General features: G+C 55.8%; 13 protein-coding genes. 1 reads left to right on the top strand and 12 read right to left on the bottom strand.

Features of this window, described 5'->3' with window-relative positions:
* Window positions 1-95 precede the first annotated feature (95 nt).
* Window positions 96-284, top strand: coding sequence for a DUF2892 domain-containing protein (locus FIV08_RS05830; protein ID WP_152437667.1), 189 nt, complete (start codon window positions 96-98; stop codon window positions 282-284).
* A 92-nt stretch (window positions 285-376) separates the two neighbouring features.
* Here FIV08_RS05830 and FIV08_RS05825 read toward each other — a convergent pair whose 3' ends face one another.
* The 12 genes from FIV08_RS05825 to FIV08_RS05770 form a co-directional block, all read right to left on the bottom strand.
* Window positions 377-742: a MerR family transcriptional regulator gene (locus FIV08_RS05825; RefSeq protein WP_152437666.1), complete on the bottom strand. Its 366-nt coding sequence runs from the start codon at window positions 740-742 to the stop codon at window positions 377-379.
* Entirely contained in the window at window positions 723-1,025 is a 303-nt protein-coding gene (gene ihfA, locus FIV08_RS05820) for an integration host factor subunit alpha (RefSeq protein WP_044386556.1), read from the bottom strand. Before ihfA ends, FIV08_RS05825 begins: the two co-directional genes overlap by 20 nt.
* Window positions 1,026-1,028: 3 nt before the next feature.
* A complete protein-coding gene (gene pheT / locus FIV08_RS05815; protein ID WP_152437665.1) occupies window positions 1,029-3,401 on the bottom strand; it encodes a phenylalanine--tRNA ligase subunit beta in 2,373 nt (790 codons plus the stop codon).
* A 72-nt stretch (window positions 3,402-3,473) separates the two neighbouring features.
* The gene (gene pheS, locus FIV08_RS05810) at window positions 3,474-4,472 is read right to left on the bottom strand and encodes a phenylalanine--tRNA ligase subunit alpha (RefSeq protein WP_058093131.1); all 999 of its coding nucleotides are present in this window, start codon (window positions 4,470-4,472) and stop codon (window positions 3,474-3,476) included.
* Window positions 4,473-4,610: 138 nt separating this feature from the next.
* Window positions 4,611-4,964, bottom strand: a complete 354-nt coding sequence (gene rplT, locus FIV08_RS05805; protein WP_022989373.1) for a 50S ribosomal protein L20 — start codon at window positions 4,962-4,964, stop codon at window positions 4,611-4,613.
* A gap of 50 nt (window positions 4,965-5,014) precedes the next feature.
* Entirely contained in the window at window positions 5,015-5,206 is a 192-nt protein-coding gene (gene rpmI, locus FIV08_RS05800) for a 50S ribosomal protein L35 (protein WP_007151842.1), read from the bottom strand.
* Between the two features lie 94 nt (window positions 5,207-5,300).
* Window positions 5,301-5,846: a translation initiation factor IF-3 gene (infC, locus tag FIV08_RS05795; RefSeq protein ID WP_072677721.1), complete on the bottom strand. Its 546-nt coding sequence runs from the start codon at window positions 5,844-5,846 to the stop codon at window positions 5,301-5,303.
* The gene (gene thrS, locus FIV08_RS05790; protein WP_152437664.1) at window positions 5,843-7,768 is read right to left on the bottom strand and encodes a threonine--tRNA ligase; all 1,926 of its coding nucleotides are present in this window, start codon (window positions 7,766-7,768) and stop codon (window positions 5,843-5,845) included. The genes infC and thrS overlap by 4 nt, the downstream gene beginning before the upstream one ends.
* Before the next feature lie 151 nt (window positions 7,769-7,919).
* On the bottom strand, window positions 7,920-10,520 hold the full coding sequence (locus FIV08_RS05785) for a TRAP transporter permease (protein WP_152437663.1): 2,601 nt from the start codon (window positions 10,518-10,520) through the stop codon (window positions 7,920-7,922).
* Between the two features lie 81 nt (window positions 10,521-10,601).
* Entirely contained in the window at window positions 10,602-11,585 is a 984-nt protein-coding gene (locus FIV08_RS05780; RefSeq protein WP_152437662.1) for a TAXI family TRAP transporter solute-binding subunit, read from the bottom strand.
* 185 nt (window positions 11,586-11,770) lie between these two features.
* A complete protein-coding gene (locus tag FIV08_RS05775) occupies window positions 11,771-14,155 on the bottom strand; it encodes an efflux RND transporter permease subunit (protein ID WP_061331698.1) in 2,385 nt (794 codons plus the stop codon).
* A 46-nt stretch (window positions 14,156-14,201) separates the two neighbouring features.
* Entirely contained in the window at window positions 14,202-15,350 is a 1,149-nt protein-coding gene (locus FIV08_RS05770) for a WD40/YVTN/BNR-like repeat-containing protein (protein ID WP_228715501.1), read from the bottom strand.
* Window positions 15,351-15,393 lie beyond the last annotated feature (43 nt).

Genomic DNA, 15,393 nt, shown 5'->3' with positions numbered 1-15,393 from the left:
CTTATCTTGGTTAGCTGTGTGACTTTATCACTGAACGCTCGTCGCCGCAGGCCTATAGTGTCAGCATCACCCGACATCAAACAGGAGAGACAAAGATGACGGCAAACATGGGTTCAGCTGACCGGATTATTCGCGCCATTGTTGGCGTTATTCTGATTGCCCTGGTATTTGTAGGACCACAAACGGCCTGGGGCTGGATTGGTGTGGTGCCCCTGGCCACCGCTGCCATTGGCAACTGCCCCGCCTATTCCCTGCTGGGCATCAAAACCTGCAAAACCAGATAGGCAGAAAGCGCACGCCAGAAAGCATAAAGGCCAGAGTGGGTACGCCACTCCGGCCTTTCATCAACGGCTTACTCTGTGTTCCCCGAAGCAACTTACCGGGCCGGGGAATTCAGCACATCCAGCACCTCTTCCAGCTCGGTGATCATTTGCCGGATCAGCTGCTTGTACTGGGAGATGTCGTCTTTTACCTCAGAGCTGCTCAGCTTCTGCTTGGCACCACCGATGGTGTAGCCCTGATCATACAGCAGGCTACGGATCTGACGAATGGTGATCACATCCGCCCGCTGGTAGTAACGACGATTGCCCCGGCGCTTGACCGGCGACAACTGGGGAAACTCCTGTTCCCAATAGCGTAATACGTGGGCTTTTACAGCACACAAATCGGCCACTTCACCAATCGTGAAATAGCGTTTCCCCGGAATGGCGGGGAGCTCGTTGTTATGACTCGGTTCCAGCATACGCTTCTACTTTCTGCTTCAGTTTCTGACCTGGTCGAAACGTAACTACGCGTCGTGCACTGATGGGAATCTCTTCACCCGTTTTTGGGTTCCGTCCCGGGCGCTGCTTCTTGTCCCTGAGATCGAAGTTGCCAAACCCCGACAACTTCACCTGCTCGTTGTGGCTGAGTGCGCCTCTGATTTCGTCGAAGAAAGCTTCTACCATTTCCTTGGCCTCACGCTTGTTAAGACCTAACTCCTCGTACAAGCGCTCTGCCATGTCCGCTTTCGTCAAAGCCGCCATTTCTCAACTCCTCAGTGTTGCCCCCAGCTCTTCTTTCAAGGCATCAATAACGCCGTTGAAGAGCGAATGCACTTCATCTTCATTGAGCGTGCGTTCGGGATGCTGCCAGAACAGGCTGAGCGCCAGGCTTCGGTTACCTTCACCCAGGCTTTCGCCTTCATAGACATCAAACACACGCAACGCCGTAAGGTGTTCACCGGCATGCCTCCTGGCCACATGCTCAACCTGGGCGAACGCCACATCGCTCCCGATAATAATAGCCAAATCCCGCCGAACTTCCGGAAATTTTGAAATATCTTTGAAATTAGGCACATATCCGGTAACGATCGAATTCAAGAATAGCTCAAACATCAGGATCGTGCCATTAAGTTCAAGATTTTTCTGAACTTGTGGGTGCAACGTACCCAACCAGCCCACATGTTCACCATCACGCAACAATTCAGCGGTCTGGCCCGGGTGAAGCGCCGGATGCTGGCTGGCAATGAACTGAATCTCGATACCCAGCACACGGAACAGGCTTTCCAACTCTCCTTTTACATCAAAGAAGTCCGCTGTTCTGCGACCGTTTACCCAGTTTTCCGGTGCCTGATTGCCCACCACCACACCGGCCAGCATCGGCTGCTGGTCGATCTCACCGTCATTTTTCTCAAACCTGAGACCGGTTTCAAACAGGCGGATGCGGGGCTGCTGGCGGTTCTGGTTGTGCACCACCGTCTTCAGCAGGCCACTCCACAGGGTGGTACGCATCACTGACAAATCCGCCGAAATCGGATTGGCCAGAGCAATGCCGTCCCGCTCTGGGTCAATCAGCTGTTGTACCTTCGGATCAACAAAGCTGTAGGTTACTGCTTCCTGGTAGCCCTGCGCCACGAAGAAGTTGCGAATGGCCGACAACGGCCGTACCGCCTCTTCCGTCGCCCGCAAGCCAAGGGAGCCCGTTGGCTCGGTCACCGGCAGGTTGTTGTAACCGAAAATACGACCGACTTCCTCGATCAGGTCTTCTTCGATGGAAATGTCCGGGCGGAAGCTGGGAACACTGATGCGCCAGCCATCCTTGAGCAGCTTGTCAATATGCAACCCAAGACGAGACAGAATCTCTTCAACAGTGGTTCGGTCAATCGCCAGGCCGAGCACGTCAGCCAGGCGCTTTTCCCGAAGATCGATGACCCGGGCCTTTGGCAGATGCTCCTGACTGGCCACCTCAACAATTTCACCTGGTTCGCCCCCAACGATCTCCATCAGCAGGTGCGTAGCCCGCTCCATGGCATCGCGGGCCAGCTGGTAGTCCACACCGCGCTCGAAACGGTGGGAGGCATCGGTATGCAAACCATACTCCCGCGCCTTTCCGGCCAGGGTAATGGGGTCAAAATAAGCCGACTCCAACACCAGGTCCCGGGTTTTCTGGCTGACCCCGGAGTGTTCCCCACCCATAACGCCGGCAATGGCAATCGGCTTCTGGTGATCCGCAATCAGGAGGGTTTCCGGAGTCAGATCAACTTCCTGACCATCCAGCAGCACCAGTTTTTCGCCGGCCTTGGCCATGCGCACAATGATGCCTCCACTGATCTCGTCACGGTCGAAGGCATGCATGGGCTGGCCAAGCTCCAGCATCACGTAATTGGTGACATCCACTGCGGCATCAATGGACCGGATACCGGAACGGCGCAGCTTTTCCTGCATCCACAAGGGAGTTTCCGCCTGCAGGTTTACGTTACGCAGAACGCGCCCCAGGTAACGCGGACAACCTTCCGGCGCCTCTACGCGGATATCCGGCACTTCCGAATGCACCGCTTCCACCGGGGCAACCTCTGGTGCCTCTACCAGCAGGCTGTTCAGAACACCCACTTCCCGGGCCAACCCCTTGATGGACAAGCAATCACTGCGGTTCGGAGTGAGGTCTACATCAATGGTGATGTCGTTTAGCTTCAGGTAATCCGCTACGTCCTGACCAACCGGCGCATCAGCAGGCAATTCCATGAGGCCATCGTGATTTTCAGACAGCGCCAGTTCGGATTCGGAACAGAGCATGCCTTCGGAAGGCTGGCCACGCAGCTTGGCCTTCTTGATCTTGAAGTTACCGGGCAACACCGCACCAACCACCGCAAACGGCACTTTCAGGCCGGCGCGCACATTGGGAGCGCCACAAACCACCTGAACGGTATTGGTACCGTCACTCACCTGACACACACGCAGCTTGTCAGCATCCGGGTGGGGTTCAATGGAAATCACCTCGCCAATCACCACACCGCTGAACTCCCCGGCCACCGGCTCAAAGCCATCCACTTCCAGCCCGGCCATGGTGATCTGGTCCATCAATTCCTGGGATCCAAGGTTCGGGTTAACCCACTCGCGCAGCCACTGTTCACTGAATTTCATCGTTCTTGCCTTGTCCTGATGCGGTTTATGCGGTTGATTCTGAGCTCTGCGTACGTCGTCCTGCCCTTGGGCTTAACGGAACTGACGCAGGAAACGCAGGTCGTTTTCGAAGAACATGCGCAGATCTTTCACGCCGTAGCGGAGCATGGCCAGGCGTTCAACGCCCAGACCAAAAGCAAAGCCACGATATTCTTCGGCATCAATACCGCAATGCTCGAACACTTTCGGGTGCACCATGCCGCAGCCCATCACTTCCAGCCACTTGATGCTGCCATCTGCTTCCCGACCCCACTCGATATCCACCTCCGCGGAGGGCTCGGTGAACGGGAAATACGACGGACGAAAACGTACTTTAAGATCACGTTCGAAGAACACCCTCAGGAATTCTTCCACCGTGCTTTTCAGATCCGCAAAGCTGACGTTCTTCTCAACCAGCAACCCCTCTACCTGGTGGAACATGGGGGTGTGAGTCATATCCGAATCGCAGCGGTACACGCGGCCCGGGCAGATCATCCGGAATGGCGGCTTGCCGGCTTCCATGGTGCGGATCTGAACCGGGGAGGTATGGGTCCGCAGCAGAGTGCCGGGATTGAAATAGAAGGTATCGTGCATGGCACGGGCCGGGTGGTGCCCGGGAATATTCAGCGCTTCGAAATTATGGTAGTCATCTTCGATTTCCGGCCCCTGCTCCACGCTGTAACCGGCGCGGGCAAAAATTTCCTCAATACGCTGCAGGGTGCGGGTGACCGGGTGCAAGCCCCCCAGGTCCTGGCCGCGCCCGGGCAAGGTCACATCAATGGATTCGCTGGCCAGCTTCGCCTCTATGGCGGCTGTCTCAAGGTCTGCCCGGCGCGCATTGATAGCCTGCTCAACCTGCCCCTTGGCTTCATTGATCTTCTGGCCGGCGGCAGGACGCTCCTCCGCAGAGAGTTTGCCCAGAGTTTTCGCCTGCTGGGTGATCACCCCCTTCTTGCCGAGGTATTCCACGCGAATTTGATCAAGTGCCTGAAGGTCGTTCGCGTTTTCTACCGCGTTCAACCCGTCCTGAACCAGTTGCTCCAGGTTTTCCATTGACCCTGCTCCAAACCAGAAATGGGGTAGGTTAAAACAAAAATAGGGGAAGAGCGTGCCCTTCCCCTATCAGAGGGCGCATTCACGATGACATGAAGCACCCGGATCGATCAGTAATCGATGAAAGAGCTTAAGCGATCACAGGGATGCTTTGGCCTTCTCAACCACAGCGGCAAACGCCTGCTGCTCGTTCATGGCCAGATCAGCCAGAACCTTACGATCGATTTCAACATTCGCCTTCTTCAGGCCAGCGATCAGACGGCTGTACGACAGGCCGTTTGCACGGGCGCCAGCGTTGATACGGGCAATCCACAGAGCGCGGAAAGCGCGCTTACGGTTGCGACGGTCACGGTAGGCGTACTGACCAGCCTTGATAACCGCCTGCTTGGCAACGCGGAATACACGACTACGAGCGCCATAGTAACCCTTGGCCTGCTTGAGAATCTTCTTGTGACGACGACGTGCTACCACGCCACGCTTTACACGAGCCATACTTTAATCCTTCTACCTTTACTTTCTAAGGAACGTTTCGCGCGGCTGGATCAGCACGCGGTCATGCGCTTGATAGATGCAACATCCGACTTGGCGATGAGCTTGGTGCCGCGCAGCTGACGCTTACGCTTCGGGCTCTTCTTGGTCAGGATGTGACTGGTGAAGGACTGCTTGTGCTTGAAGCCGGTGGCGGTCTTCTTGAACCGCTTGGTAGCTCCGCTTTTGGTTTTCATCTTCGGCATTTTTAAAACTCCGCATTCTATTATGAATAAAAACAACTGTGCCCCTGAACGACAAATCCCCCGCCGCTGCGGGGGACCCGTACTGGGATCAGGTTCACTTCTTCTTGCGGGGAGCCACAATCATGGTCATCTGCCGGCCTTCCATTTTCGGCCGCATCTCAACCGTTGCAAGTTCTTCAACGTCGGCTTCGATCCGGGCCATGAGTTTCATACCAATTTCCTGGTGTGCCATCTCACGGCCACGGAACCGAATTGTGATCTTGCCGCGGTCCCCGTTCTCAAGGAAACGTACCAGGTTGCGTAGTTTGACCTGATAATCCCCTTCTTCCGTTCCTGGTCGGAACTTCAGCTCTTTGACCTGCGTCTGCTTCTGCTTTTTCTTGGCAGCCGCCTTGGCCTTTTTCTCTTCAAAAATTTTCTTGCCGTAGTCCATTATCTTACAGACGATCGGATCGGAATCCGTAACCTGCACCAGATCGAGGGTGGCTTCTTCCGCCATGCGGATCGCGTCCTCGATGGGTACTATCCCGACCTGATTGCCTTCGGCATCAATCAGACGGACTTCAGTTGCGTCAATGTTCTCATTGATAGGCGCTTTTGGAGTACGCCCACCCCGATTCGTTCGCTGTTTAATAATCAGATCTCCGTTTTGTTTCTGCCTTTTCGGTCGACGTCGGCTGCAAGCAGCTGTTCAAACTCGTCGACAGACATGGTGCCCAGATCTTCACCTTTGCGAGTTCTTACTGCAACGGCGTTGTTCTCGATTTCTTTATCGCCAACAACGATCAGGTAGGGAACCTTGTTAAGAGTATGCTCGCGGATTTTAAAGCCGATCTTCTCGTTTCTCAAGTCAGCATTAACCCGATAGCCCAAAGAATCCCACTTTTTGGCCAGATTCTGACAATAATCACGCTGGTTATCGGTAATATTCAGCACCGCAACCTGTGTCGGAGCAAGCCACGTGGGGAATGCGCCTTCGTATTCTTCGATCAGTATACCGATAAACCGCTCAAAAGACCCGAGAACCGCCCGATGCAGCATAACCGGGGTTTTCCTCTCGGAGTTATCGGCCACATATTGGGCACCCAGGCGGCCCGGCATTGAGAAATCTACCTGAATGGTACCACACTGCCACACCCGGCCGAGACAGTCCTTCAAGGAATACTCAATTTTAGGACCATAGAAGGCACCCTCACCCGGCAACAACTCCCAATCAACCCCCTCGCGGTTCAGGGCTTCTTCAAGGGCAGCCTCCGCCTTGTCCCAGACCTCGTCCGAACCTACGCGCTTCTCCGGGCGAGTGGACAATTTGTACAGAATCTCGGTAAAACCGAAGTCCTCGTACACTTCGTGCAGCATTTTCATGAACGCCGACACTTCTTCCTGGATGGCGTCTTCTTCACAGAAGATGTGGGCATCATCCTGAGTGAATCCACGCACCCGCATCAGGCCATGAAGAGCCCCGGAGGCTTCATTTCGGTGGCATGAGCCGAACTCTGCCAGGCGCAGCGGAAGGTCCTTGTAGCTTTTCAGACCCTGATTGAACACCTGTACGTGGCACGGGCAGTTCATGGGCTTGATGGCGTAATCGTGTTTCTCAGACTCGGTGGTGAACATGCCATCCTTGAACTTGTCCCAGTGCCCGGACTTCTCCCAGAGCGTGCGGGACACCACCTGCGGGGTCTTGATTTCCTTGTAGCCATGCTGGTGCTGCTTGGCCCGCATGTACTGCTCAACTTCCTGGTACAGGGACCAGCCATCCGGATGCCAGAACACCATGCCGGGAGCCTCTTCCTGCATGTGGAACAGGCCCAGCTTCTTGCCAATCTTTCGGTGATCCCGCTTTTCAGCCTCTTCCAGGCGATGCAGATAGGTTTTCAGGTCTTTCTTGTTACCCCAGGCAGTGCCGTAGATACGCTGCAATTGTTCATTGCTGGTATCACCGCGCCAGTAGGCACCCGCCACCTTGGTGAGCTTGAACGCTTTCAGCTTGCCGGTGCTGGGCACGTGAGGACCACGGCACAGGTCAATAAAGTCACCCTGACTATAGAACGACAGATCTTCCTCACCGGGGATATCCTCGATGATCCGGACCTTGTATTCCTCGCCCATTTTTTCAAACAGTTTGACCGCTTCCTCCCGGGACATGACGGAACGGGAGACCGGCAGGTCCTGTTTGGCGAGCTCTTCCATACGCTTTTCGATGCGCGCCAGGTCTTCGTTGGTAAACGGACGCTCGTATTTGAAGTCGTAGTAGAAACCGTTCTCGATCACCGGCCCGATGGTTACCTGGGCACCGGGGAACAGATCTTGTACCGCCATGGCCATCAGGTGGGCGGTTGAGTGACGAATCACGTCTACACCGTCTTCATCGCGCTCGGTTACGATAGCCAGCTCTACATCGTTTTCGATCAGATGACTGGTATCCACGAGCTTGCCATTCACTTTTCCGGCCAGGGCGGCCTTGGCAAGGCCTGCACCAATATCGGCGGCCACATCATGAACGGTAACGGGTTCGGCAAAACTGCGATGACTGCCATCCGGCAGGGTAACGACGGGCATGATTCTCTCCTGATGGTTTCTCAGCGGTGATCTATACCAAAGATCACATGTTGGCCGGGCTCCGTGATACAAACCACGGGCCGGTTTGAGGGCGAGTCTAACAGAAAAAAACCCGGCAGCAACGCCGGGTTTTTACTAAGTGCCATGAGCACTACGCCGTTTGAGGTGATGCGTCTTCCCTGGCTTTGCGCTTGAGCTGGCCAAACGCCACCAACCCAAGCAACAACAGCGCGGGAATAAACATCAATTCCCTCGGTGGCCGGTCAAGTTTTGCCTGAACTGCTTCGATATTCCAGCCAAACTCGATACCGGCATCTTCCGCAGCGCTGCCAAAATCAACAAAATTCACCGCCAGCACGTCACCCTGATCGGACACGTCCAAACCGACAGCTGACAGCCGTTCCTCCGCTGACCCACCAGCCGGAATATCGAGCTGAACATAGGTGGTCACGTCACTGCCATCCAGCCCCATGCCCGATACCCGGAAAACCGTTGTGTCATCAACCGGTACCGTCTCGACGTACTCCATAATCGCACTGCCCTGCCGCTCTTCATAAGGCGGATAGATCATGTCCCACCAGAACCCGGGCCGGAACAAGGTGAAGGTAATCAACAGCAGGAGCAGGCTTTCCCACTTGTAGCTGCGGGTAAACCAGAAACCCTGTGTCGCGGCGGAGAACACGAGCATGGCCGTTACCGCGCTGGCCACCGTGATCAGCAGGTCGACCCACCCGGTCAGGCCAATCAGCAACAACTGGGTGTTGAAGATAAACATGAACGGCAGGATGGCGGTACGGATATCGTAGGTAAAACCCTGAATACCCGTTCGAATGGGGTCCGCACCCGAGATAGCGGCCGCCGCGTAGGCGGCCAGACCCACGGGCGGCGTATCATCCGCCAGTATCCCGAAATAGAAGACAAACAGGTGGACCGCAATAAGCGGCACGAGCAAGCCATTCTGGGCGCCCAGGGTAACGATGACCGGCGCCATCAGGGTAGATACCACGATGTAATTAGCCGTGGTGGGCAAGCCCATCCCCAGTATCAGGCTGATCACTGCGGTGAAGATGAGCATTAACAGCAGATTCCCCCCAGAGAGGAACTCTACAAACTCTGTCATCACCAACCCGATACCGGTGAGAGTTACGGTGCCAACCACGATGCCAGCGGTGGCCGTGGCAACACCAATGCCCACCATGTTGCGAGCGCCGGTGGCCAAAGAGTGCGCCAGATCAACAAAGCCGCTGGCAAACTCTCGGAGCACCTGGCCGCGGCTGCGGAAAAGTGTTTTCAGCGGGCGCTGTGTTATCACGATAAAGATCATGAACAGGGTCGCCCAGAATGCAGACAACTGCGGCGAGAAGCGCTCGACGGTCAAACACCAGACCAGGACCACCACCGGTAACAGGTAGTACAGACCAGTTTTTACCGTCGGGCCTACTTCCGGCAGTGCTCCCATTTCCTGATTGGGGTCATCGGCCTCAAGCTCCGGGTATCGGGTGGCATAGCCAACCAACCCTACGTATACCGCTATCAGCAGCGGGCCAAGCACCCAGGGCGCCGCCTCACCAAGAACATTCTTGGTCCAGCCCACACCATAGTAAACCGCAAAGGTAAGCACGATCAGGCCGATCAGAATCACGACCCAATTCAGCATTCGCTGCGCCAGGGAGGGACGATTCGGCCGTTCAATGCCTTCCATCTTCAGCTTGCAGGCTTCAAGGTGAACAATGTAAATCAGTGCCACGTAGGAAATCAGAGCCGGCAGAATGGCGTGTTTGATCACTTCCAGGTATGAAATGCCCACATACTCAACCATCAAAAACGCGGCAGCGCCCATGATAGGCGGTGTGAGCTGCCCGTTGGTGGATGCGGCAACCTCAACAGCACCGGCCTTGGTAGCCGGAAAGCCAACACGCTTCATCAGCGGAATGGTGAACGTACCCGTGGTGACCACATTGGCAATCGATGAGCCGGAAATAACACCACTCAAACCACTGGACACCACCGCAGCCTTCGCCGGGCCACCACGCATATGGCCAAGCATGGCGTAGGCCACCTTGATGAAGTAGTTGCCGGCTCCGGCGCGTTCAAGCAACGCACCGAAAAGCACAAAAAGAAACACAAAGCTGGTAGATACACCCAACGCCACCCCGAAAACACCCTCGGTGCCCAGCCACTGGTGGGACGCCAGCTTGTTGAGGCTGACCCCTTTGTGGGCGATAACGTCCGGCATGTAGGGGCCAGCCAGGGAATAGGTGATAAATACCGCCGCAACAATGGTCAACGGCAACCCCAAGGCCCGTCGCGTTGCTTCCAGAAGCAGCACCAGGCCACCTAGCGCAACCCAAAGATCCATAGTAATGGGCGCACCTGGGCGCGTAGACAACTCGTTATAAAAAACAAAGAGATAAGACGCGGAAAACGCAGCAGCAAGTGCCAGTATCCAGTCATAGACCGGCACCTTGTTGGCATGCACCCCCTTGATCATGGGGAATGCTGAAAACGCCAGGAAAACCGCAAACGCCAAATGAATGGAGCGGGCTTCCGTGGAATTGAAAATGCCGAAGTTCAGAATAAACGGCAGCGGTGATGCAATCCAGAGCTGAAACAAAGACCAGCAAAGGGGCACGATAAACAGGATGACAGATGCCGGTCCGGTGAGAGCCCTGCCTCCGGTTTCTGTCTGCAACAGCTGATCGACCTTGGCGGCGTCAACACCCGCCCCGGTACCGGGGTCGTTCTTCGCCATAGAATGTACCTGTGATGGGAGATAACCTGGTTGGAATCAGCAGAGCGGGCCGGACGCCCGCCCTGCCGGCGACGGGCCGGATCAGTCGATCAGGCCAGCCTCACGATAGTACTTGGCGGCACCCGGGTGCAGAGGCGCACTCAGGGCGTCAGAGACCATCTCTTCCTTCTTCAGGTTACCGAACGCAGGATGCAGGCGCTTGAAGCTGTCAAAGTTCTCAAAGACCGCTTTAACCACTTCATAAACCACATCGTCTGCCACATCGGTTGAAGACACAAAGGTTGCTGCCACACCGAAAGTGGTTACGTCCTGGTCAGACCCACGGTACATTCCACCCGGAATAACGGCTTTCCGGTAGTACGGATTGTCGTCGATCAGCTTCTTGCTGGAGGCATTGTCCACGTTTACCAGAACACTGTCACAGGACGTGGTGGCTTCCTTGATGGCACCGGAAGGGTGGCCAACGGTGTAGAAGAAAGCATCAATATTGCCATCACACAAGGCCTGGGACTGCTCGGCCGCTTTGATTTCCGCAGCCAGGGCGAACTTGTCCATACCCCAACCCATTTCGTTCATCAGAACCTCGGCGGTGGCGCGCTGGCCGGAGCCCGGGTTACCTACAGATACCCGCTTGCCTTCAAGATCTTCAAAGGTCTTGATACCGGAGCCTTTGCTAGCCACTACGGTGAATGGCTCAGGGTGCAGAGAGAAGACAGCGCGCAGCTTCTCGTTTTTGCCGGCGTCTTCGAACTGGCTGGTGCCGTTGTAGGCGTGGAACTGCCAGTCGGACTGGGCCACTGCCAGATCAAGCTCACCCCCGCGAATGGCGTTCAGGTTGTACACGGAACCACCGGTGCTCTCGACAGAGCAGCGAATACCGTGTGCTTTCCGATCCATGTTCACCAGCCGGCAGATGGCGCCGCCAGCGGGATAGTACACACCGGTCACGCCGCCGGTGCCGATCGTCACGAAGCGCTGTTCCTGGGCGGAAACGGCTGTCGATGCGGCCCCGAGGCTCACGGCGGCAGCAACGGCAAACGCGGACGCTTTGAGTTTTAGTGTCATGTGTGCTCTTCCTTCTTTTCTTGGTCTTTATTGTCAGTTGCCCGGCTCAAAGTGCGGACAAACATCCCGGTCGTTTAAGAACATAGACCACTTCGGGCCATAAATAAAGAATGCATTAGCTCGCTAACCGTCTGACTCAGCAACAAAAAAGCCCGCGAGTGCGGGCTTTTTTGCAGTTCCGGCGATTATTTCGCCGCTCTTGCCTTGGCAAGCATTTTGTCCGGGCGCAACAGGAAGCGCGCCAGTGCGGGCAGAAGCCAAATGGCGCCCACCATGTTCCAGAGGAACATGAAGAACAGCAGGAAGCCCATATCCGCCTGGAACTTGATCGGCGAGAAGATCCAGGTCACCACACCCAGACCCAGAGTCACACCGGTAAAGATAACCGCCTTACCGGTTGAGCGCAGGGTCTCGTAGTAGGCGTCCTGGAGTGTCTTGCCTTCCAGCAGGAACTTCTCCAGCTTGCTGTAGATATAGATACCGTAGTCGACACCGATACCTACCCCCAATGCGATCACCGGCAGAGTCGCCACCTTGATACCGATACCCGAGACCGCCATGATTGCCTCACACAGGATGGAGGTCAGGCCCAGCGGAATCACGATACACGCCACCGCGCGGATCGACCGGAAGGTCAGGAAACACAGCAAGCTCACCACGCTGTAAACCAGCAGCAACATGATGTCTTTGGCATTAGCAATAACTTCGTTGGTAGCGGCCTCAATACCGGCGTTACCTGCGGCGAGCAGGAAAGTGTGCTCGTCGTTATTGAAGTTATCGGCAAACTCCTCAACACGGTCAACCACGGTCTGCAGGGTTTCCGCCTTGTGGTCTTCCAGGAACACCAGCACCGGCGTCAGGTCACAGGTGGTGTTGATCAGGCCTGCCGGGGCCTCACGAATGGAAGCGTTGATGATGGTCTGGTTGCGGGAGATCTCGTACCACTTCCAGCTACCCTCGTTCAGCGCCTTGGTCACCATCTTGGAAACATCCGCCAGGGAAGCAGAGCTCTGCACGCCCGGAGTGTTCTGCAGTTCCCACTGCAGGCGATCCATCGCACGCAATACGTTGTACTGGGTGCACTGCTCTTCCTGGGTTTTCACCATCACCACCAGAACGTCAGCACTGGTGGAGTAGTTGTTGATGATGAAGGAGTTATCCTTGTTGTAGCGGGAATCCGGGCGCAGCTCCGGCGCACCTTCGTCCAGGTCACCAACCTTGAGGTCCTGCTTGTAGTACAGACCCAGACCAAGACCAATCACCGCAATCAGCAGGGAAATCGGCGCAACGCCAGGATGGGAGAAGTACGACATGACCCGCCATTTGCGATCCTGTTTTTCCCCGTGATTCTGCACATGCCGGACACCGCCCTTGGAGATACCGATGTAAGACATAATCAGTACGTGCAGCACCAGGTTGGTGATGATCACGAACGCCACACCCAGACCGGCCGCAATGGCCAGATCACGGATAACGTCAATTTCGATAAACACCAGGGTCAGGAAGCCGAAGGCATCGGAAATCAGCGCCAGCATGCCCGGAATATACAGGGCCCGGAACGCAAGCCTGGCCGAGGTGATGGCATCAAAGCCTTTACCTGCCTCGACGGCCATGGCGTTGACGATCTGCACGCCGTGACTGATACCGATCGCGAAGACCAGGAACGGAACCAGCACCGAGTATGGGTCCAGCCCGTAACCCAGCAGCTTGAGGGTACCAAGCTGCCAGAACACCGCAATGATCGATGTGAACACCGGCACCAGGGTGCCTGCGATACAACGGGAGTACCAGAACAGCAACAGCGTGGTCAACAGGATGGTGATCCCCGCAAACCAGGCAATGGAGGCAATACCCTCAATCAGATCACCCACTTTCTTGGCGAAACCGACAATGTGGATATTGACGTTAGGGTTCTCCGCTCCATACTTATCGCGAATTTTTTCTTCGAGCTGGCGTGAGAACTCACCATAATCCAGCGCCTCTCCGGTTTCCGGGTTCTTCTCGTACAGTGGCGCGTAAACGATGGTGGAACGGAAGTTATCGGAAATCAGGCGCCCTACTTCGTTGGAACGCAGGATGTTCTGGCGCAACTGCTCCAGGCTTTCACGGGAACCGTCGTAGCCGTCAGGAATGACCGTGCCACCCTGAAAGCCCTGCTCTGTAACCTCTACCCAGCGTACGTTGGAGGTCCACAGCGACTTGAGGCCGGAACGGTCTACCCCATTCAGGTAAAACACCTCGTCAGTAATCTGCTGCAGGGTTTCCATGTACTCAGCGGTAAAGATATCGCCTTCTTCCACGGCCACCGCAATCCGGACAAAGTTACCCAGGTTCTCCAGATCGTCCCGGTGTTCGAGCATATTGACGATGTAAGGATGCTCAAGCGGAATCATCCGCTCGAAACTCGCATCTGGCTGGATCTTGACGGCGTTATAGCCAAGGAACAGCGTCAGAATGAAAAACGCAACCAGGATCGGTGCCCGGTTATTGAAAATCAGCCGCTCGAGAAACGGCTCCGCCTTTGGCGTTGTCAGGTAATGTTCACCCCTGTCGTGCATCGGGTTAGACATTAAAAAGCCCCTCTATCCATTAATCTGTTGATGCCACACCAGGGCGTTAATTCGGATTCCGGCCACGAGCGTCGGTGAATTTGACACCGCCCTCGCCAACCAGAAGAAGATCGGTTCCTTGCAGGGGAACAACGGCCATCACACCTTCCCGATCATTACGGAAGTACACGCGGAAGCTTTCGCCGCCATTCGTACTCATCAGCACGGCGCCGCCATTACCCACCAGGGTAATCCTGCCGTCGTCCGCAACTGCACCGTTATTGATGGTTGCACCGCCCTCGTTGGGAACCACTGTCCAGCTACGGCCAAGATCGGTCGAGCGGAAGGTGTTGCCCCGCAGACCAAACGTCAAGACTTCGTTAACCTGGCCGGTACCCATAACCCCAAACAACGACCCCTCATAGGGGCTTTCGCGGCGTTCCCAGGTATCGCCACCGTCCACGGACACATGGATCTGCCCGGCTTCACCAACCGCTACCAAAGCGCCACCGGTAACCTGGGTGATGCTGTTAAGGTGAAAGTTCTGAGGATTATCCAGGTTCGGCGCCCAGTCTTCCCAGTTTTCGCCGCCGTCCTGGGTTCTCAGGATCATGCCGTAGGCACCTACCACAAACCCGTGGCTGTCATCTTCAAACCAGACATCCAGGAACGGGTTTACCGGCCCGACATCCTGGTCTGCCTGCATGTTCTCAAGGGTAAAGAACAGGTCGTCAAGCGCCCACTCCAGGTCCGCTTTCTCATCGTCTTCAGCCTGTTCGATCTGCTCTTCCAGCTCGGCTATTTGAGACTGCTTGCTTTCAATGGCCAGAGTTGAAGCCTGATTGCCGTCCAGCTGCAAGGTCCAGTTCTCGCCACCATCCGAGGAGTGCAGTACCACCCCACTATGGCCAACCGCCCAGCCGTGCTGCTCGGTGCCAAAGTCCACAGCATTGAGTGTCAGGGAAACCGGCACGGCGCCCTGCACCCAGGTACGCCCCTCATCATCCGAGAAGATCACGTGCCCACGCTCCCCAACAGCAACAATCCGCTCGCCGGCACGCGTTGCGTCATTCAGCAACGATTCCGGCGCCAGCAGTGTCGGGCGGGCAGGAGTTTCAAGAATATCTGGCACCGCAAATGCCGCGGGGGCTGCCAGTACCATGGAGAACCCCAGACAGGCAGACCCCAGTGTCTCGCATATGAACCTATTAGCCATTCAAATTGCCTTTACGTTGATTGTATCTTGTTGCGTTATCCCT

The organism is Marinobacter sp. THAF197a (assembly GCF_009363275.1).
GTDB lineage: Bacteria > Pseudomonadota > Gammaproteobacteria > Pseudomonadales > Oleiphilaceae > Marinobacter.
Note: the sequence above shows the minus strand (reverse complement) of the source record. Positions and strands in the feature narration are given on the sequence as shown.

Excerpts from the sequence above, each read along its gene's own strand:
- pheT (WP_152437665.1), bottom strand. The coding sequence starts at position 3,401 with ATGAAATTCAGTGAACAGTGGCTGCGCGAGTGGGTTAACCCGAACCTT.
- FIV08_RS05825 (WP_152437666.1), bottom strand. The coding sequence starts at position 742 with ATGCTGGAACCGAGTCATAACAACGAGCTCCCCGCCATTCCGGGGAAA.
- FIV08_RS05785 (WP_152437663.1), bottom strand. The coding sequence starts at position 10,520 with ATGGCGAAGAACGACCCCGGTACCGGGGCGGGTGTTGACGCCGCCAAG.
- FIV08_RS05830 (WP_152437667.1), top strand. The coding sequence starts at position 96 with ATGACGGCAAACATGGGTTCAGCTGACCGGATTATTCGCGCCATTGTT.
- thrS (WP_152437664.1), bottom strand. The coding sequence starts at position 7,768 with ATGCCCGTCGTTACCCTGCCGGATGGCAGTCATCGCAGTTTTGCCGAA.
- rpmI (WP_007151842.1), bottom strand. The coding sequence starts at position 5,206 with ATGCCGAAGATGAAAACCAAAAGCGGAGCTACCAAGCGGTTCAAGAAG.
- pheS (WP_058093131.1), bottom strand. The coding sequence starts at position 4,472 with ATGGAAAACCTGGAGCAACTGGTTCAGGACGGGTTGAACGCGGTAGAA.
- ihfA (WP_044386556.1), bottom strand. The coding sequence starts at position 1,025 with ATGGCGGCTTTGACGAAAGCGGACATGGCAGAGCGCTTGTACGAGGAG.
- rplT (WP_022989373.1), bottom strand. The coding sequence starts at position 4,964 with ATGGCTCGTGTAAAGCGTGGCGTGGTAGCACGTCGTCGTCACAAGAAG.
- FIV08_RS05770 (WP_228715501.1), bottom strand. The coding sequence starts at position 15,350 with ATGGCTAATAGGTTCATATGCGAGACACTGGGGTCTGCCTGTCTGGGG.
- FIV08_RS05775 (WP_061331698.1), bottom strand. The coding sequence starts at position 14,155 with ATGTCTAACCCGATGCACGACAGGGGTGAACATTACCTGACAACGCCA.
- FIV08_RS05780 (WP_152437662.1), bottom strand. The coding sequence starts at position 11,585 with ATGACACTAAAACTCAAAGCGTCCGCGTTTGCCGTTGCTGCCGCCGTG.